Here is a 19,552-nt window from a genome sequence, read left to right on the forward strand (position 1 = left end):
CTGAGGTCCTGCCATGACGAAAATTTCACTGGTCGTCTCCGACGTCGACGGCACGCTGCTGACCAAGGACAAGACGCTGACGGAGCGCGCGCGGTCCGCGGTCCAGCGGCTGCACCAGGCCGGCATCGGCTTCACCATCACCTCCAGCCGCCCCGCGATCGGCATGCGATTCCTGATCGAGCCGCTGGCGCTCTGGCTGCCGATCGGCCCGTTCAACGGCTCCTCGATCGTCGATCCCGAGATGCATCCCGTCGAGCAGCACCTGATCCCGGCGAGCGCGGCTGAACGGTCGCTAAAGATCCTCCGGGAGTTCGGCGCCGACATCTGGCTCTTCACCACCGACAAATGGCTGATCGATAACCCTGATGGTAAATACGTCGCGCACGAGCAGCACACGATCCGCTCCGCCCCGACCATCGTGACGGATTTTGCGCCGTTTCTCACCAGCGCCTGCAAGATCGTCGGCGCCAGCGCCGATGCGGCCGGCCTGGAGCGTTGCGAGAAGGCGATGCAGGCGGCGCTGGGCAGCGATGCCACCGCGGTGCGCTCGCAGACCTACTATCTCGACATCACGCCGCCCGGCTTCGACAAGGGCACCTTCGTGCAGGCCATGGCCAAGCGCCTCGGTATTTCCACCGACGCGGTCGCCACCATCGGCGACATGCAGAACGACCTCGCGATGTTCCGCGTCAGCGGCACCTCGATCGCCATGGGCAATGCCACCGACAGCGTCAAGGACCAGGCCACCCACGTCACCGCGACCAATGAGCAGGACGGTTTTGCGGAGGCGATGGAGGTGATTTTGAAGCGGAATGGGGTCGCTTGAGTCATTGCTTCGAGCGCTGCACCGCCGGCTTCTCACTTTCCTGCCTTGCCGCCGACAGATTGTGGGCGGTGTTGATGAGCGCGATGTGGGTCAGCGCCTGCGGGAAATTGCCGGTCTGGCGTCGCGCGATGGAATCGTATTCCTCGGCCAGCAGGCCGACGTCATTTGCGAGCCCCGCCACCCGATCGAACAGCGCCTGCGCCTTGTCGAGATCGCCCGACAGCACATAGGCGTCGGCCAGCCACAGGCTGCAGGCCAGGAACGCGCCCTCGATCGGCTGCGTCTCCTCGGACACTTCGCGGGGATCGTGGCGCAGCACAAAACCGTCGCGCATCATGTGTTTCTCGACGGCGGCGATGGTGCCCCGAATGCGCGGGTCCGATGGCGGCAGGAAGCCGACGGCCGGCAGCAGCAGCACGCTGGCATCGAGCAGCTTTGAACCATAGAAGTCGACGAAGGCATTCTCCTCCGCGTCAAATCCCTTGTTGCAGACATCGCGATGAATGGCTTCGCGCAGGGCGCGCCAGTGCAGCAGCGGCGCCTTGAAGCCAAAGGTCTCGGCGCTCTTGATGCCGCGGTCGAAGGCGACCCAGGTCATGACCTTGGAGAACACGTAGTGCTTCGGCTGTCCACGCAGCTCCCAGATGCCGTTGTCGGGATGGTCCCAGACCTCGGCGAGATGGTTGAGCACGGCGCATTCCAGCGCCCAGGTCGTCTCGTCGTCGAGCTTGAGCTTGGCCATGCGCGACTGGTGGAAGGCGTCGATCAGTTCGCCGTAGACGTCGAGCTGGAGCTGCGCATGCGCGGCGTTGCCGACCCGCACCGGCTGGGCGCCCTCATAGCCGTCGAGCCAGCCCGCTTCCCATTCCAGCAGACGCCGCTGGCCCCAGATGCCGTACATGATCTGCATGTTCGCCGGCGAGCCTGCCGCGGCGCGTAAGAGCCAATTGTGCCAGGCCAATGCTTCCTCGGTGTAACCCGAGTTCATCAGCGCCAGCAGCGTGAAGGTCGCATCGCGCAGCCAGCAGAAGCGGTAATCCCAATTCCTGGCACCGCCGAGCTTTTCCGGCAACGAGGTGGTGGGCGCCGCGACGATGCCGCCGGTGGGGGCGAAGGTCAGCGCCTTCAGCGTGATCAGCGAGCGTACGATCAGATCGTGATATTCGCCGTCGCGGGTGCAGCGGCTGCACCATTCGTTCCAGAATTTCTCGGTCTCCTGGAAGGCGATCTCCGGATCGATCGGCGCGGGCGGATCGAGATGCGAGGGGCCGTAGGTCAGCACGAACGGCACCGTCTCGCCGGCCTTCACGTCGAAGTCGGAGACCGTGGTCAGATCCTCGCCGCGGGTCTCCACCGGGGTGCGCAGCACCGTCATGTCCTGGCCGGCGACCGCCAGCAGCGAATGGTCGATGCGTCGCACCCAGGGAATGTCGACGCCGAAGCCGAAGCGGATGACGAGCTCCATCCGCATCTTCACCGTGCCCGTGAGGCCACGGACCAGCCGCACGATGTCGGAGGCCTTGCCGCGCGGCGGCATGAAGTCGATCAGCGCAATGGTGCCGCTCCTGGTCTCGAAGCGCGTTTCGAGGATGAGGGTGTTGCCGAGATAGCGGCGCGAGATGGAGGTCGTGTCCTCGCCCGGCGCGATCAGCCAGCGGCCGTTCTTGTGCGTGCCGAGGATCGCGGCAAAGCAGGCATCGGAATCGAAGGCCGGCCAGCACAGCCAGTCGATCGAGCCGTCGCGCCCGACCAGCGCTGCGGTCTCGCAATCGCCGATCAGCGCATAGTCCTCGATCCTCTGAGCCAATGTGTTACGAGCCCCGGAAAATCCGCCGTTTCAACTCCCGCCGGTCAACGAGCGTTCCCGCGTCGCCGCCTTCAAGGCCGCAAGATCGACCTTGGCGGCGATCTTGTCCAGCGCCACCGGCAGGCGCTGGCGCCAGTTCGGATGCTCATCGATCGTGCCGGGAATGTTGGGCTGGTCGATCACGCCGAGCAGATCCTCCAGCGACACCGCCAGAAGACGCGACGGCGTCCGCGACAGGAAGGCGAGCACCGAATAGAGATCGTTGGCGTTGATGCCGTTCTGGCGCAGGATCTCGTCGAGCCTGCCGAGCGCATCCCAGCGCGCCTGGTCGTTCTCGCCGGGGTCGAGCCCGAGCGAGCGCTTCATCCTGAGATCGCTGAAGGAGCGCCAGCCGGCATAGGTGCACAGATCATGCGTGTTCAGCGTGACCAGCGCATTGGGCCGGTAGTGGTCGGCATTGCGGAAGCGGCCGGCATCGTCGCGCTCGAACATCATGACGAGGTAGGACCAGATACCGAAATCCTGCATCGTCTCGCGGAAACCTTCCGGCACGGTGCCGAGGTCCTCGCCGATCACGATGCATTTGTGCGCCGCGCTCTCGCGCACCACGGCGCCGAGCAGCGCCTCGAACGGCATCTGCACATAGGCGCCGTTGTCCGGCTTGAAGCCGCGCGGCACCAGATACAGCCGTTTCAAGCCCAGCACGTGATCGAGCCGGATCGCGCCGGCGTGGCGCATCGAGGCGGCCAGCATGTCGGCGAACGGCACGAAGGATTGGGCCTCCAGACCACCGGCATTGAAGCCGGCAAGGCCCCAATCCTGTCCGACGGTGTTGAGCACGTCGGGCGGCGCGCCGACGGCGAGATGGCGCGAAATCGCCATCTGCTCGTTCCAGGCGTCGAAGCCGTTGGACTGCACGCCGACGGCGACGTCGAGATAGAGCCCGACGCGCATGCCGAGCTGGCCGGCCAATTCCTTGGCGGCATGCAATTGGCTATCGGCCGTCCATTGCACGAATTCGACGAACGCGACCTCGCGCTCGTCGGGACCGTTGCGGAGCTCGGCGCATTTGGCTTCATCCGGCTGCAGCCACTCTTGCGGCCACTCCCACCAAGGCCCGGAGAAGCGATGCCGCAGCACCTCGAAGCAGGCAAAGCGGGACAATAACGGCGCACGCGCGGCACGGAATGCGTCAAACTCCTTGCGGCGCGCCTCGCTCGCACTCGTCAGGAAACTGTTGTAGGCGGCGCGCAGGCCGAGCCACTTCAGTGCCGCCATGTCCGCATAGGGCACACGGTCGCCTTCGCGGAGCCGCGCGGCGGTCGCAGCCGCGTCGGGGACGAGGTCGGCGGAAAATTCCGGGATCGCCTCAACGTCGATATAGAGCGGGTTGAGAAACAGCCGGCTGTTCGGCGAATAGGGGCTGCAATCGGCGGGGTGGTTGTCGAACAGGACATGCAGCGGATTGAGCCCGACGCCATCGGCCCCTAACTGCCTGGCGAGCCGGACGAGACCGGCGAGATCCGTGAAATCGCCAATGCCCCAGTTGCGGTCCGAGCGGACGCTGTAGAGCTGCACGGCAAGCAGCCAGCCACGGTCGAAATCGCCGCCGAACGCGCGCTCGGGCGCCACGATCATCGGCACCTCTTCCGCTACACCCTTGGCATCGGTCAGCGTCAACCGGTGATAACCGAGCGGCAGGCCGGCGGGCCAGGCGATCACGGGCTCGCGCGTCTCGCCTTGCGCGATCACATTGCCGTTTGCGCGCAATGTCCATTGCAGCGGCGGCGCGCCGATCGTCGTCAATTCGGTGCGCGGATGCCCCAGGGCGCGCACCACCACGGGCCCGCCGACGAAGCGGTAAACCCGCTTCTCCGGCAGGGCCTCGAGGATGGATTTGAGGGCCACGGGATCGGTGACCCGCAGCTTTCCGAGGGCATCGACGAATTCGGACTGAACGCCCTTGATCCGGGCTTGAGCTAAAAGATCCATTCGGCACGCAGCTTGCAGGCCGTTATCCGGCCGGGGGCATGGATTTTAACGAGGTCGTGGAAGAGGTTAGTCAGGCGTAACTCGCAGACCGTGCCTGCCGTTCCCAAGGGAACCAATGACACACAAGCGGCTTTCTATATTGGTATCAAGCGTAGGTTCCCGACAAGGGAAACGGGCTCCTGCTTTCTTGTCAATGGCATCACCGTGAACAAGACAATTCAAACTGTCGAGAGTGCCGCAGCCGGCAGCGCTTTCCTCATCGAAGATATCTATCCCTCGATCGACAGCGGCCGTTTCGCCGTGAAGCGGATTGCGGGCGAACGGGTCGACGTCTGGGCGGACATCTATCGCGGCGGCCACGCGGTGATCGGTGCCGCGCTGATCTGGCGAGGAGAGCAGGACCGGGAATGGCGGAGCGAGCCGATGATCCATCACGGCAATGACCGCTGGTCCGGCGCGTTCACGCCCGTCGAGCCCGGCCAATATGTCTATGCGATCGAAGCATGGACCGACGAATTCGCCACCTGGTCGCACGGGGTTGAGCGCAAGCGGCGCACCGGCGCGGACGTCAGCCTCGATGCGATCGAGGGCGCCGGCCTCCTGACCAAGGCGCATGGCGCCCGGCAGGACGCGGCGGCGGTCATCGTGAAGCAATGCGAGGATTATCTTCAGACCGGCGATGTCGGCTCGCTGCTTGCAGCCGATCTCGGCGCGGCCATGGCTGAGAGCCAATCGCGGCCCGACCTGACCCGCTCGCAGAACTTCCCGCTGATCGTCGACCGCGACAAAGCCCGCTTCGGCGCCTGGTATCAGATGATGCCGCGCAGCCAGAGCCAGAGTCCCGGCCGGCATGGCACGCTCCGTGACTGCATCGCGCGCGTACCCGACATCGCCGCGATGGGCTTTGACGTGCTCTACTTCACGCCCATCCACCCCATTGGCCGCACCCGCCGCAAGGGCCGCAACAATGCGCCGGTGGCGACCGAAGGCGATCCCGGCTCGCCCTATGCGATCGGTACGGCCGAGGGCGGGCACGATGCACTGCATCCCGAGCTCGGCACGATCGAGGATTTCCGCGCGCTGGTCGCGACCTGTCTCGAATATGGCCTCGAGCTCGCGCTCGACTTCGCCGTGCAATGCTCGCCGGACCATCCCTGGCTGGTGCAGCATCCGGAATGGTTCAAATGGCGGCCGGACCGCTCGGTGCGGGCGGCGGATGATCCCTATTCGGACATCGTCATCCCCGATTTCGCCTCCGTCGACAGGGCCGGGCTGTGGAACGCGTTTCGCGACGCCATGCTGTTCTGGATCGACCACGGCATCACCATCTTCGCCATCGACAATCACGACACCGCGCCGCTTCCGTTCTGGGAGTGGCTGATCAGCGACATCCGCCGCCGCCATCCCGAGGTGATCCTGTTCTCCAAGACCTTTGCACGGCCAAAGCTGATGAAGGGCCTCGCCAAGCTCGGCTTTGCACAGTCCTTCAGCTATTTCCCCTGGCGCACGGCGAAGTGGGAGCTGGAGCAATATCTGGGCGAGCTGACGCGCTATCCCGAGCGCGATTTCTACCGGGCGAGCCTGTTCGTGAGCACGCCCGACCTGCTGCCCTATCATCTCCAGGGCGGCGAGCCCTGGGCGTTCAAGTCGCGGGTCGCGCTGGCCGCGACGCTGTCCGGCAGTTACGGCATCTACAGCGGGTTCGAGCTGCTGGAGCATGACGCGGTTCCCGGGCGCGAAGAATATCTCGATTCCGAGAAATACCAGATCAAGCACCGCGACTGGGACCGGCCCGGCAACATCAAGGCCTACATCGCCGCCCTCAATCGCATCCGCAACGATAACGCCGCGCTTCAGCAGACACAGAATTTGCGCTTCCTCGGCGTCGAGGACGGCGAGACGATCGCCTTTGCCAAGGAAGCGGCCGATCCAGCCAACGCCGTCGTCGCGGCCATCGCCCTCTCGCGCCATGCGCGCGAAGTCTGGTTGCCGCTGGGCGACCTCACCATTGACGCCGGCGGCGCACGCCGCCACGTCACCGCACTCGAGAATCTCATCACAGGCGAACAGTCCCGCATCGAATGGGGCGGGATCAAATTGCGTATCGATCCCGACCGCGATCCGGCGCTGCTGTTCCGCTGTCTGGCGTAAGGATCACGCCATGAACGTTTTGTCTTCCGTCGACACCAAGAAAGCCGAGGCAGCCGAGATCGTGGATGAACTCTGGTACAAGGACGCCATCATCTACCAGCTCCACGTCAAGGCGTTTGCCGACAGCAACCATGACGGCATCGGCGATTTCGCCGGACTGACCGAGAAGCTGCCCTATCTCCAGGAGCTCGGCGTCACCGCGCTGTGGCTGCTGCCGTTCTATCCATCGCCAGGACGCGACGACGGCTACGACATCGCCGACTACGGCTCGGTCAATCCCGATTTCGGGACGATGAAGGACTTCAAGCGCTTCATCCAGGAAGCGCAGAAGCGCGGCCTGCGCGTCATCACCGAGCTCGTCGTCAATCACACCTCCGACCAGCACAAATGGTTCAAGCGCGCGCGCCGCAGCCATCCGGGCTCGAGCGCCCGCAACTGGTATGTCTGGAGCGACACCGACCAGAAATACCAGGGCACGCGGATCATCTTCACCGACACCGAGAAGTCGAACTGGACCTGGGACCACGAGGCCGGGGCGTTCTACTGGCACCGCTTCTTCTCGCACCAGCCGGACCTCAATTTCGACAATCCGCGCGTGGTCAGCGCGCTGATCCAGGTGATGAAGCGCTGGCTGGATGCCGGCGTCGACGGCTTCCGCCTGGATGCCATTCCCTATCTCTGCGAACGCGACGGCACCAACAACGAGAACCTCCCCGAGACGCATGCCATCATCAAGCGTCTGCGTCAGGAGCTGGATTCCTACTCGAAGGGCAAGCTGCTGCTGGCCGAGGCCAATCAATGGCCGGAGGACGTGCAGGAATATTTCGGCCGCGGCGACGAGTGCCACATGGCCTATCACTTCCCGCTGATGCCGCGCATCTACATGGCAATCGCGCAGGAAGACCGCTTTCCGATCACCGACATCTTGCGACAGACGCCGGACATTCCCGCAAGCTGCCAATGGGCGCTGTTCCTGCGCAACCATGACGAGCTGACGCTGGAGATGGTCACCGACGTCGAGCGCGACTATCTCTGGACCACTTACGCCAACGATCCTCGCGCCCGCATCAATGTCGGCATCCGCCGGCGGCTAGCGCCGCTGATGGACAATGACCGCCGCAAGATCGAGCTGATGAACTCGCTGCTGCTGTCCTTTCCCGGCACGCCGATCATCTATTACGGCGATGAGATCGGCATGGGCGACAACATCTATCTCGGCGACCGCAACGGCGTGCGCACGCCGATGCAGTGGAGTCCGGACCGCAATGGCGGCTTTTCCCGATGCGATCCGGCCCGCCTCTATGCGCCGCTGATCATGGACCCCGTCTACGGCTACGAGTCGGTCAACGTGGAAGCGCAGTCGCGCAGCCTGTCCTCGCTGCTCAGCGCCACCAAGCGCCTGATCTCGGTGCGCAAATCGACCCTCGCCTTCGGCCGCGGCACCATGACCTTCATCCGCCCGGCCAACCGCGCCGTGCTGGCCTATGTCCGGCAGTACAACGACGAGGTCATCCTGTGCGTCGCCAACCTCTCGCGCGCAGCCCAGGCGACCGAGCTCGACCTGTCGCCGTGGAAGGACCGCATTCCGCAGGAGATGCTCGGACGCACGCGTTTTCCGCCGATCGGCGAGCTGCCCTACATGATCACGCTCGGGCCGTACGGCTTCTACTGGTTCCAGCTCACCGAGCGCGACAAGTCCGAGCCGGTGACGCCGCGCGCGGTACCGGAGTTCGAGACACTGGTGGTGCCGGTCAATTCGAACTGGGTGTCGCTCGCGCGCGAGCGCGGCGTGTTCGAGCGCGACGTGCTGCCGGGCTTCCTGTCGCGGACCCGCTGGTATCCCGAGCACAATCCCAAGCACATCCAGGCCACGCTGATCTCGGCGGTGCCTTTCAGCGACATCGGCGACAACAGACCCTGGATCGCGTTCTTCGAGACCACGCAGAACGACGTTACCACGCGCTACGTGCTGCCGATGCAGATCGAGTGGGTGCGCTTCGACCGCGAGCGGTTCAACCCGAAGGCGCTCGCTGCCGTGCGCCAGGGCGCGCGCGAAGGCACGCTGCTCGACGTAGCAACCGAGCAGATCTTCATCGGGCTTTTCCTGCGGGGCCTGTCGCAGAACCTGGTGGTGGATGAGAACAATCTGCGGCTGGAATTCAAGGCGACCAGCCGGTTTGCCGATTACATCATCAAGGAGCCCGGACGCATCCGCACCATCGAGCAGTCGAACAGCACGGCGCTGGTCGACAACCAGTACGTCGCCAAAATTCATCGCCAGCTCGAAAGCGGCATCAATCCCGAGATCGAGATCGGCTGCTATCTCACCGAGGTCGCGCGCTTTGCCAATACCCCGGCGCTGCTCGGCAGCGTCGAGTTGATCGAGGGCGATAGAAGCAGCGCGGTCGGCGTCCTGCACGCTTATGTCGAGAACCAGGGCGACGGCTGGGCCGTCACCACGGGCTATCTCGACCGCTATATCGACGAGCAGCGGCTGGCGCCGATGGGCGAAGCGCCCCGCGAGACCCAGGAGCAGGCGCCCTATCTGCACTTCGTGGCGCAGATCGGCCGGCGGCTTGCCGAGCTGCATGTGGCGCTGGCCGCCGCCAAGCCCGACAATCTCGCGCCGGAGCCGATCGGCCCCGCCCACGTCAAACGCTGGGCCTCCGACCTCAAGGCACGGGCCGAGCGGGTTTTTGAACGGCTCGCCGACAGCCGCGACGGCCTGCGGGAATCCGACCGGCCGCTGATCGATCGGCTCGTCGCGGTGCGTGCGACCCTGCCCGACCACCTCGACGCCCTCTTGCCATCCGGCATCGCCGGGTTGAACATCCGTCATCATGGCGACTTCCGCCTCGGGCAAACTCTGATCGTGAAGGACGATATCTTCATCATCGATTTCGACGGCAATCCGCATCTCGCGCTGGCCGACAAGCGGCGCAAGCTGCCTGCCGCACGCGACGTCGCCGGCCTGATCCGCTCGATTGAGCTTTCGGTTAACACAGCGCTCAGCCGCGCGCTGACGGGCGCATCCGACGAGCAGGACCGGCTTGCGACCGCACTCGACGAATGGCGCGAACGCGCCGCCGCGACATTCCTTAACGCTTACCGCGAAGCCATGACCGATCGCCGGCTGTGGCCGGAAGATCGGCAATCCGCGGAAGGCCTGTTAAGGTTTTTCCTGCTTGATCAAGCCTTCGACGAAGTAGAGTACGAGCTGTCCCACCGGCCTGAGGGGCTCCGCGCGCCGCTGACCGGACTGCTTCGCATTCTGTCCAATGAGAGCGAAGCCCATGCCTAAACTGCCAGCCGAGGCCTACGCGATCATCGAGGGCCGCCACTCCGACCCCTTCCATTATCTCGGGTTGCATCCCGAGGGCGGCAAGAGCGTGGTGCGCGCGTTCCTCCCCGAGGCCACCAATGTCGAGGCGGTGGGCGAACATGGCGAGGTGGCGAAGCTCGATCGCGTCCACGCTTCGGGCCTGTTCATCGGCGCCCTGCCGAACGGTTCGAAGCGCTATCAGCTCCGCGCCAAATTCGGCGACAACATCGTCGAGTTCGAGGATGCCTATCGCCTCCCGCCGATCCTGACCGACTTCGATCTCTATCTGCTCGGCGAAGGCACTCATCAGCGCCTCTACGACAAGCTCGGCGCGCATCCGATGCGGCTCGAAGGCATCGACGGCATCGGCTTCGTCGTGCTGGCGCCGAATGCGCGGCGCGTGTCCGTGGTCGGCGATTTCAATTTCTGGGACGCACGGCGCCATCCGATGCGGGTACGCGGTGCCGGTTATTGGGAGCTGTTCATCCCGCACGCCAAGAGCGGCGACCACTACAAGTTCGATATCATCGGGCCGCACGGCCATCAATTGCCGCTGAAGTCCGATCCCATGGCCTTTGCGAGCGAGGTGCGGCCGAAGACGGCTTCCATCGTGTTCGACGAGGCACATCTCGCGCGCCCGCGCCCGGCGCCGGATGGCATCAACGCGCTCTCGGCGCCGATGTCGATCTACGAGGTCCATCTCGGCTCCTGGCGGCGCAAGAACGGCGACGAATGGCTCACCTATCGCGAACTGGCCGAGCAGCTGCCGGCCTACGCCCGCGACATGGGCTTCACCCATCTTGAATTCCTGCCCGTCAGCGAGCATCCGTTCGACGGCTCCTGGGGCTATCAGCCGACCGGCCTCTATGCGCCAACCAGCCGCTTCGGCGGGCCTGAGGATTTTGCCGCGCTGGTCGATGCCTGCCATCGCGAGGGCGTCGGCGTGCTGCTCGACTGGGTGCCCGGCCATTTCCCTGACGATCCGCACGGCCTCGGCAGCTTTGACGGCACCTCGCTCTACGAGCATGCCAATCCGCTCCAGGGCCGCCACCTCGACTGGGGCACGCTGATCTACAATTACGGCCGCACCGAAGTGACCAACTTCCTGGTGTCGAACGCGCTGTTCTGGCTCGAGCGTTACGCGATCGACGGGCTGCGCGTCGATGCGGTCGCCTCCATGCTCTATCTCGATTACAGCCGCCCGCCGGGCGCCTGGATTCCGAACCAGTATGGCGGCCGCGAGAACATCGAGGCGATCGCGTTCCTGCGCCGCTTCAACACCGAATTGTTCGCGCGCTTCCCGCAGGCGACCACGGCGGCCGAGGAATCCACCGCGTGGCCGCAGGTCTCGCGCCCGGTCGAATTCGGCGGGCTCGGCTTCGGCTACAAGTGGAACATGGGCTGGATGCACGACACGCTGAACTACATCAGCAAGGATCCGATCCACCGCAAGCATCATCACGGCGAGATCCTGTTCGGCCTGCACTACGCTTTCTCGGAGAACTTCATCCTGCCGCTGTCGCATGACGAGGTCGTGCACGGCAAACGTTCGATCCTCGGTCGCATGCCCGGCGACGAATGGCAGCGTTTCGCGAATTTGCGCGCCTATTACAGCTTCATGTTCGGCCATCCCGGCAAGAAGCTGCTGTTCATGGGCGCGGAGATCGCGCAAAGCCGCGAATGGAATCACGACCAGTCGCTCGACTGGCATCTGCTCGAATATAAGTACCATTCCGGCATCCAGGCGTTGATCCGCGACCTCAACCGGCTCTATCGGGCAGTGCCGGCGCTGCACCAGATGGATTGCGAACCGGCCGGCTTCGAATGGCTGATCACGGATGACGCCAACCGCAACGTGTTCGCCTGGCTGCGCAAGGGATTCGACGAGCACGCACGGTGTCTCGTGATCATCAACTTCTCACCCAACGTCTATCGCAACTATCGCGTCCGCGTGCCCTTTGCCGGCAAGTGGAAAGAGGTGTTCAATTCGGACTCCGCCCATTACGGCGGCACCAATGTCGGAAACATCGGCGAGGTTCTTGCCACCGACGGCAAGGCGCCCGAGCTTCGCCTCACCGTTCCGCCGCTCGCCGCGATCTTCCTCGTTCCGGAAAGCTGACCGATGCGCCTGACTGCTGGATCGCCCGCACGCCTCGGCGCAAGCTGGGACGGACGCGGCACCAATTTCGCGCTGTTCTCCGCCAATGCGCAGAAAGTCGAGCTGTGCCTGTTCGACACGCAAGGAAGGCGCGAGCTCGAGCGTGTCGAGCTGCCCGAGCGGACCGAGGACGTCTGGCACGGCTATCTCAACGACATCTCGCCGGGCCAGCTCTACGGCTATCGCGTACACGGCCCCTACGAGCCCGAGCACGGCCACCGCTTCAATGCCAACAAGCTGCTGCTCGACCCCTACGCCAAACGGCTCGCCGGGCGGCTGGTCTGGAGCGATGCCCATTTCGCCTATCGCACCGGCTCGCCGCGCGAGGACCTCTCCTTCGACCGGCGCGACAACGCGCGCGGCATGCCCAAGGCGGTCGTCGTCGACGAGACCTTCAACTGGGGCCGTCGCGAGATCCGGCCCAACATTCCCTGGGAAGACACCATCATCTACGAGGCCCACGTCAAGGGCCTGACGCAAAAGCGCGACGACGTGCCGCCGAATTTGCGCGGCACCTATGGCGGCCTGTCGTCGCCGGCGATGATCGAGCATTTGAAAACGCTCGGCGTCACCACCGTCGAGTTGCTTCCGATCCACAGCTTTATCGACGACCGCATTCTGGTCGAGAAGAAGCTCGCCAACTATTGGGGCTACAACACGCTGTCCTTCTTCGCGCCCGAGCCGCGCTACGCCCAGGACAATGCGCTCGATTCCTTCCGCACCACGGTCGCGCGCCTGCACGATGCCGGCATCGAGGTGATGCTCGACGTCGTCTACAACCACACGGCCGAAGGCAATCACCTCGGTCCGACCCTGTGCTACCGCGGCATCGACAATGCCTCCTATTACTGGCTGAACCGCGAGAACCCGCGCTATTACGACGACTTCACCGGCTGCGGCTCGTCGGTGAACCTCACCCATCCGCGCGTGCTCCAGATGGTGATGGATTCGCTGCGCTACTGGGTCGAGGTCTGCCATGTCGACGGCTTCCGCTTCGACCTCGCCACCACGCTCGCGCGCGGACCGAACGGCTATGATCGCGGCAGCTCGTTCCTGACGGCGATCCGGCAGGACCCGGTGCTGGCGGCGGTGAAGCTCGTCGCCGAACCCTGGGATCTCGGGCTCGGCGGCTACCAGGTCGGCGCATTCCCTTCCCAATGGTCGGAGTGGAACGACCGGTATCGCAGCGCCATGCGCCGCTACTGGAGCGGCGAAGGCAGCCTGATCGGCGACATCTCGAGCCGCATGACGGCGTCATCCGACCTGTTCAATCATGACGGCCGGCGGCCGCGCGCCAGCATCAATCACATCACCGTGCATGACGGCTTCACGCTCGCCGACCTCTTCAGCTACAACGAGAAGCACAACGAGGCCAATGGCGAGGACAATCGCGACGGCTCCAGCGACAACCACAGCAACAATTGCGGTGTCGAGGGTCCGACCGACGATCCCGAGATTCTCGGGCTGCGGCGGCAGCTTCGCAAGAACGTGCTGGCCTGCCTGATGCTGGCGCAGGGCGTTCCGCTGATCCTGGCCGGCGACGAGGTCGGCAATTCGCAGTCCGGCAACAACAACGCCTATTGCCAGGATAACGAGGTCGGCTGGGTCGGCTGGGACAATCTCGGCAAGGACGGCGACGACATGGTCGATTTCGTCGCCGGGCTCGCCGAGATCCGCCGCCGGTTCTCGCAGCTTCGCAGCCATCGCTGGCTCGACGGCCGCCCCAAGGACGGCGTCTCCTACGGCGCGCTGTGGCTGACGCCCGCCGGCGACGAGATGACAGAGAACGACTGGAAATTCCCGGAGGGGCGGTTCCTCTCCTATGTGATGGGGCCGATGGAACCGGGGAGCGCCGCGATCTTTATCGTACTGAACGCCGCCCCCGAAGAGATCGCATTCAAATTGCCCAACATGGCCGAGTACAAGAGCTGGCAGCAGATCCTGAATACCACTGATGCCAGGCCGAACAGTGTTGATTTGCAGCCCGGAGGCGACAGCAAGGCGCCGCCGCGCTCCGTGCTCGCCTTCGCGGGGGCGCTATGAGACCATCCTTCGGGGCGAGGCCGACCAAGGACGGCGTGTCGTTCCGGCTGTGGGCGCCCGGTGCTCGCCGAGTCGATCTCCTGCTCGACAGGCGGCACGCGATGCAGCGCCGGCAGGATGGCTGGTATGTCGCCGAGATTGCCGGCCTGCCCGTCGGCAGTCCCTACCAGTTCAGGATCGACGACGAGATCGACGTGCCCGATCCCGCATCAGCCTTCCAGCCGGACGACGTTTCCGGCCCGAGCGAAGTCGTCGATCATGATGCCTTCGCGTGGCGCGCGCGCGATTGGCGCGGACGTCCCTGGGAAGAGACGGTGCTGATCGAGGCCCATGTCGGCACCTTCACGCCTGAGGGCACCTACCGCGCCATGATCGACAAGCTCGATCATCTCGTTACGACGGGGATCACCGCGCTGGAATTGATGCCGCTGGCCGATTTCGCCGGGCGCCGCGGCTGGGGCTATGACGGCGTGCTGTGGTACGCGCCCGACAGCGCCTACGGCCGGCCCGAGGACCTGAAGACACTGATCGACGAGGCGCATCTGCGCGGGCTGATGGTCTTCCTCGACGTCGTCTACAATCATTTCGGCCCCGAGGGGAATTATCTCGGCCGCTATGCGCCGGCTTTCTTCACCGATGCGCATACGCCATGGGGCAGCGCGATCGATTATCGCGTGCCGCAGGTCCGGGCCTTCGCGGTCGAGAACGCGCTGTCCTGGCTCACCGACTACCGCTTTGACGGCCTGAGACTGGATGCCGCCAATCACATCATGGCAATCCCGGGCGAGCAGTCGATGTTGCAGGACCTCAGCGTCGCCGCCGGTGAGCTCGCCAAGGCTACGGGGCGGCACATCCATCTCGTGCTGGAGAACGGCGACAACCGCGCCAGCCTGCTCGATGCCGCGCAGGATCCGCCCAACGGCAAATATCGCGCGCAGTGGAACGACGACTATCACCACGTCTGGCACGTGATGCTGACCGGTGAGCTCGCGGGCTATTACGCCGACTACCAGACGCCGCGCATGGATCTCTCGCGCGCGCTCGCGTCAGGCTTCGTCTACCAGGGCGAGATCTCGGAGTTCTGGGGCAAGAAGCCGCGCGGCGAGGCGAGCGGCGAGCTGCCGCCGGCGACCTTCGTCAACTTCCTGCAAAATCACGACCAGATCGGCAATCGCCCATTGGGCGATCGGCTCGAGAGCCTGGCATCGCCACGGCAGATCGAAGCCGCGCTCGCGGTGACGCTGCTCGCACCGATGGTGCCGATGCTGTTCCAAGGCGAGGAATGGGGCTCCACGGTACCCTTCCCGTTCTTCTGCGATTTCCAGGGTGGCCTTGCCGATGCCGTGCGCAAGGGTCGCAAGCAGGAATATGCCTGGGCCTACGAGAAATACGGCGACGAGGTCCCCGACCCGCTCGATCCCAAAACGCTGCAATCGGCCATGCTGGATTGGACCGGCCACACGCCGGAGCAGGATGCGCGGCTCGCGCTGGTGCGGGAGCTGCTCGCGCTGCGTCACAAGGAGATCGCACCGCGGCTGAAGGGTGCGAGGTTCGGCGATGCCGAGACGGCCGATAGCGGCCTGCTCACCGCGCATTGGCGCATGGGCGACGGCGCGAGGCTGCGCCTGACCGCCAATCTCTCGGACAAGGACATCGCACGTCCGAGCGACGCGACAGGCACGCCGATCTGGGGCTCCGTCAGCGGCGATCGGCTCCCACCCTGGTCGGTGATCTGGCATCTCGGAGGTTAGCATGCCTCCTGCCATTCCTCTTGCGACCTATCGGCTTCAGCTCACCGCGGATTTCGACTTCGACAAGGCCGCCGCGGTCGTGCCTTATCTCAAGGCACTCGGGATCACACATCTCTACGCCTCGCCGGTCATGAAGGCGCGCAGGGGCTCGACCCATGGCTACGACACCGTCGACCACAGCCAGTTCAATCCCGAGCTCGGCGGCGAGGCCGGCTTTGCCCGGCTGAGCGACGCCCTCACGCAGCACGACCTCGGCCTTATCATCGACTTCGTGCCGAACCATGTCGGCGTGCACTTTGCCGACAATCCCTGGTGGCTCGATGTGCTGGAATGGGGCCAGGCCTCGCCGCATGCGGTTTCCTTCGACATCGACTGGGATCAACTGGCCTTTCGCGCCCGGGGCGGCGTGCTGCTGCCGATCCTCGGCTCGCCCTATGGCGAGGCGCTGGAGCGCGGCGACATCGAGCTGCGCTACGATGCCGATGAAGGCAGTTTTTCCGCCTGGTATTTCGAGCATCGCCTGCCGATCGCGCCGGAACGCTATGGCGAATTGCTGCGCCTGATCGTGAAGGAAGCCGACGCCGCCGAGACAGGGGCCGGCAAGCACCTGCTCGCGCTTGCGGCCCGCTACACCGGGCTGCGTCGCCCCAACCGTAGGGAAGCGCCCGGCTTCAAGGCGGAGCTCAAGGAGATCGCAGGCAGCGCCGATATCATCGTACGCGGCCTCGCCGCCTATCGTTCCGCCAAGGATCGCCCGGCGCAGACGCTGGCGCTGCATCATCTGCTGGAGCGCCAGCACTACAAGCTCGGACACTGGCGGCTTGCCTCCAGCGACATCAATTATCGCCGCTTCTTCGACGTCAACGGGCTTGCGGGCCTGCGCGTCGAGGACGCGAGCACGTTCGCCGCCACGCACCGGCTGGTGAAGCAGCTCATTGCCGACGGCAAGCTGCAAGGCATCCGCCTCGATCACATCGACGGCCTGCGCGATCCCGCCCAATATTGCCAGCGGCTGCGCCGACTGGTGCGCGACGCGCAGGGCAACACCAAACCGTTCTATACCGTGATCGAAAAGATCCTGTGCGAGCACGAGCGCCTGCCGCATTTCGCCGGCGTTCAGGGCACCACGGGCTATGAGTGGATGAACGTCATCACCCAGGTTCTGGTCGACCCGAAAGGGCTGGAGGCGTTGAACGAGACCTGGCGGCAGATCAGCAACCGCCCGCCACGGCTGGCGCCTTACGTCAAGGACGCCAAGCGGCGCGTGCTGGAGACGCTGCTGACCAGCGAATTCACCGTGCTGACCCGCCTGCTCGCGCGCATCGCCAACGGGCATTACTCGACCCGCGACTTCTCCGCCGACAGCCTGCGGCAGGCGCTCGAATTGTACGTGCTGCACTTCCCGGTCTATCGCACCTATTTGACGCATAGCGGGCCGACCGCGCTCGACCGCAAGCTGATTGACGACACCATCGAACGGGCCCGCGCGGAATGGTTCGCCGCGGATGAAGGCATCTTCGACTTCCTGCGCGATGCGCTGACCATGGACCTGCTCAAGCCCGGCCGTCCCCCGCACAGCGCTCCGCGGGTGCGCCGCTTCGCGCTGAAGGTGCAGCAGTTCACGGGACCGATGATGGCGAAGTCGCTGGAGGACACCGCCTTCTATCAATTCCACCGGCTGCTCGCCCTGAACGAGGTCGGCGGCGATCCCGCGAGCAACGGCCTCACGATACCTGCCTTCCACGAGGCCATGCGCGCGCGTGCCAAGGAATGGCCGCAAGGGATGACGGCGACCGCGACCCATGACACCAAGCGCGGCGAGGACGCACGCGCGCGGATCGCGGCGCTCAGTGAGATTCCCGGCGAATGGACCAGCGCGGTGGCGCGCTGGAAGGTGCTGAACGCGCCGCACCTCGCGCTCAACGGCAATCTGCGCGCCCCGTCGGCGACGTTCGAATACATGCTCTACCAGACCCTGCTCGGCGCCTGGTCGCTTCAGGAGCCGGCCGATGCCGGCTTCGTCGAGCGCATCCAGGCCTATGCGCTCAAGGCCGCGCGCGAGGGCAAGGAGGAGACCAGCTGGCTCAACCCGCACGAGGCCTATGAGAACGGCGTCGAGAGCTTCATCGGGAAGATCCTCGATCCAGCGCAATCCAGCGAGTTCCTGGAGGCGCTGCAAACCCTGGCACGCCGCGTCGCGCTGCTCGGCGCCCTGAATTCGCTGAGCCAGCTCACGCTCAAGGCGACACAGCCCGGCGTGCCCGACTTCTACCAAGGCACCGAATACTGGGACCTGTCGCTGGTCGATCCCGACAACCGCCGCCCGGTGGACTTTGCCGCGCGGCAGACGGCGCTGACGTCACTGGAAGCGCCGGACTGGCGCGGGTTGATCGAGACCTGGCCGAACGGCCAGCTCAAGCTGGCCTGGACGCGGCACCTGCTCAAACTGCGCAACGAACTCGCCGATGTGTTCGCGCAGGGCGAGTATCAACCGCTGCAGGTCCGGGGCGCGCACGCAGACCACGTCATTGCCTTTACCCGCCGACACGGCCGCACGGCTGCGATCGTCGTGGTCGGGCGCCAGTTTGCGCCGTTCACGCAAGAGGGCCGACAATGGCCCGCCTTCGAGGGCGTTGACGCGACGATCGACATCACCGGCTACACCGGGCCGGACTTTGCCGGCAATCAATTGCCGCTCGCGCAAGCCTTCCGGGATATTCCCGCTGCGGTCATCGAGGCACGTGCCGCCAGCACTGCGCGACCCAGGCAACAGCGCGCTCGGAGCTGACGGCTACTTGCCCCCGTCCTTGCCCCCATCCTTGGTCAGCAGCAGCTGCCCGCGCTTGCGGATGGTCGCCTGCGCCATCTCGGCGAAGCGCTGCAACAGCCACGGCAACACAACCTCAACCTTGACGTGGTCGTCGGCGACATCGACCTGGCCGCTCGCGATCTGCCCGAGCGCGCGGATGCGAAAACTCATGCTGTCGCCGCTCCAGCGCTCCTCCTCGACCTGCATCACGGGAATGCTGGCGGCGGCGCGACCGAGCCCGGTCTTGAGCCGGCGCACGGCTTCCTCCCGGCCGAGACGATGTGGAATGGAGACGACAAGCGGTGCTGACATGGCCCTGCCCTGTGGTGACTGATCCTCACATAGTCATGCCGTCTGGACTGGCAAAGGTTCCATGCAAGTTGGCCCCGTTCGCCGTGTTTCATCGTGGGAACTATAGAACCTGCGGCAAGTTGCCCTCGCACCACGGGACAGGTGCAAACGACCCTTTCAACAAAGGGCTGGAGGAGACTAGCATGTCTATCGGTACGATCATTCTGATCATTTTGGTCATCGCGCTGCTCGGCGGCTTCAGCGGCATCGGCGGCGGCCCGTTCTACGGCACCGGCTATTACGGCGGCGGCGGACTCGGGCTCGTCATCGTCATCCTGCTGATCCTGCTGTTGCTCGGACGGATCTAGCCGCGGCTTCGTAGGGTGGGCAAAGGCGCAACGC

General features: G+C 65.0%; 11 protein-coding genes. 8 read left to right on the forward strand and 3 right to left on the reverse strand.

The features are described from left to right. The first annotated feature begins 13 nt into the window (after window positions 1–13). Window positions 14–826: a Cof-type HAD-IIB family hydrolase gene (locus AC5ZFO_RS16165; RefSeq protein WP_282522925.1), complete on the forward strand. Its 813-nt coding sequence runs from the start codon at window positions 14–16 to the stop codon at window positions 824–826. Between the two features lies 1 nt (window position 827). Here AC5ZFO_RS16165 and AC5ZFO_RS16170 read toward each other — a convergent pair whose 3' ends face one another. Beyond that, the gene (locus AC5ZFO_RS16170; RefSeq protein ID WP_282522926.1) at window positions 828–2,633 is read right to left on the reverse strand and encodes a glycoside hydrolase family 15 protein; all 1,806 of its coding nucleotides are present in this window, start codon (window positions 2,631–2,633) and stop codon (window positions 828–830) included. A gap of 30 nt (window positions 2,634–2,663) precedes the next feature. Continuing rightward, window positions 2,664–4,625 (reverse strand): 4-alpha-glucanotransferase, encoded by a 1,962-nt coding sequence (gene malQ / locus AC5ZFO_RS16175; protein WP_282522927.1) that lies wholly within the window; start codon window positions 4,623–4,625, stop codon window positions 2,664–2,666. A 204-nt stretch (window positions 4,626–4,829) separates the two neighbouring features. Between malQ and AC5ZFO_RS16180 the strand changes: the two genes are divergently transcribed. The 6 genes from AC5ZFO_RS16180 to treY are packed head-to-tail and all read left to right on the forward strand — an operon-like array spanning window position 4,830 to window position 18,838. Then, window positions 4,830–6,776: a maltotransferase domain-containing protein gene (locus tag AC5ZFO_RS16180; protein ID WP_282522928.1), complete on the forward strand. Its 1,947-nt coding sequence runs from the start codon at window positions 4,830–4,832 to the stop codon at window positions 6,774–6,776. A 10-nt stretch (window positions 6,777–6,786) separates the two neighbouring features. After that, window positions 6,787–10,077 (forward strand): maltose alpha-D-glucosyltransferase, encoded by a 3,291-nt coding sequence (gene treS / locus AC5ZFO_RS16185; protein WP_282522929.1) that lies wholly within the window; start codon window positions 6,787–6,789, stop codon window positions 10,075–10,077. Further along, window positions 10,070–12,217, forward strand: a complete 2,148-nt coding sequence (gene glgB, locus AC5ZFO_RS16190) for a 1,4-alpha-glucan branching protein GlgB (RefSeq protein ID WP_282522930.1) — start codon at window positions 10,070–10,072, stop codon at window positions 12,215–12,217. The genes treS and glgB overlap by 8 nt, the downstream gene beginning before the upstream one ends. Window positions 12,218–12,220: 3 nt before the next feature. After that, window positions 12,221–14,299 (forward strand): glycogen debranching protein GlgX, encoded by a 2,079-nt coding sequence (gene glgX, locus AC5ZFO_RS16195; protein ID WP_282522931.1) that lies wholly within the window; start codon window positions 12,221–12,223, stop codon window positions 14,297–14,299. Continuing rightward, the gene (gene treZ / locus AC5ZFO_RS16200; protein WP_282522932.1) at window positions 14,296–16,050 is read left to right on the forward strand and encodes a malto-oligosyltrehalose trehalohydrolase; all 1,755 of its coding nucleotides are present in this window, start codon (window positions 14,296–14,298) and stop codon (window positions 16,048–16,050) included. The genes glgX and treZ overlap by 4 nt, the downstream gene beginning before the upstream one ends. Before the next feature lies 1 nt (window position 16,051). After that, window positions 16,052–18,838, forward strand: coding sequence for a malto-oligosyltrehalose synthase (gene treY, locus AC5ZFO_RS16205; protein ID WP_282522933.1), 2,787 nt, complete (start codon window positions 16,052–16,054; stop codon window positions 18,836–18,838). A 3-nt stretch (window positions 18,839–18,841) separates the two neighbouring features. Here the strand turns inward: treY and AC5ZFO_RS16210 are convergent, their stop codons facing one another. After that, the gene (locus AC5ZFO_RS16210; RefSeq protein ID WP_282522934.1) at window positions 18,842–19,171 is read right to left on the reverse strand and encodes a polyhydroxyalkanoic acid system family protein; all 330 of its coding nucleotides are present in this window, start codon (window positions 19,169–19,171) and stop codon (window positions 18,842–18,844) included. 182 nt (window positions 19,172–19,353) lie between these two features. On the opposite strand from AC5ZFO_RS16210, the gene AC5ZFO_RS16215 reads away from it, so the two are divergent. After that, window positions 19,354–19,518, forward strand: a complete 165-nt coding sequence (locus AC5ZFO_RS16215; protein WP_007595743.1) for a DUF3309 family protein — start codon at window positions 19,354–19,356, stop codon at window positions 19,516–19,518. Window positions 19,519–19,552 lie beyond the last annotated feature (34 nt).

It is taken from the genome of Bradyrhizobium sp. Unk1 (genome assembly GCF_059512345.1).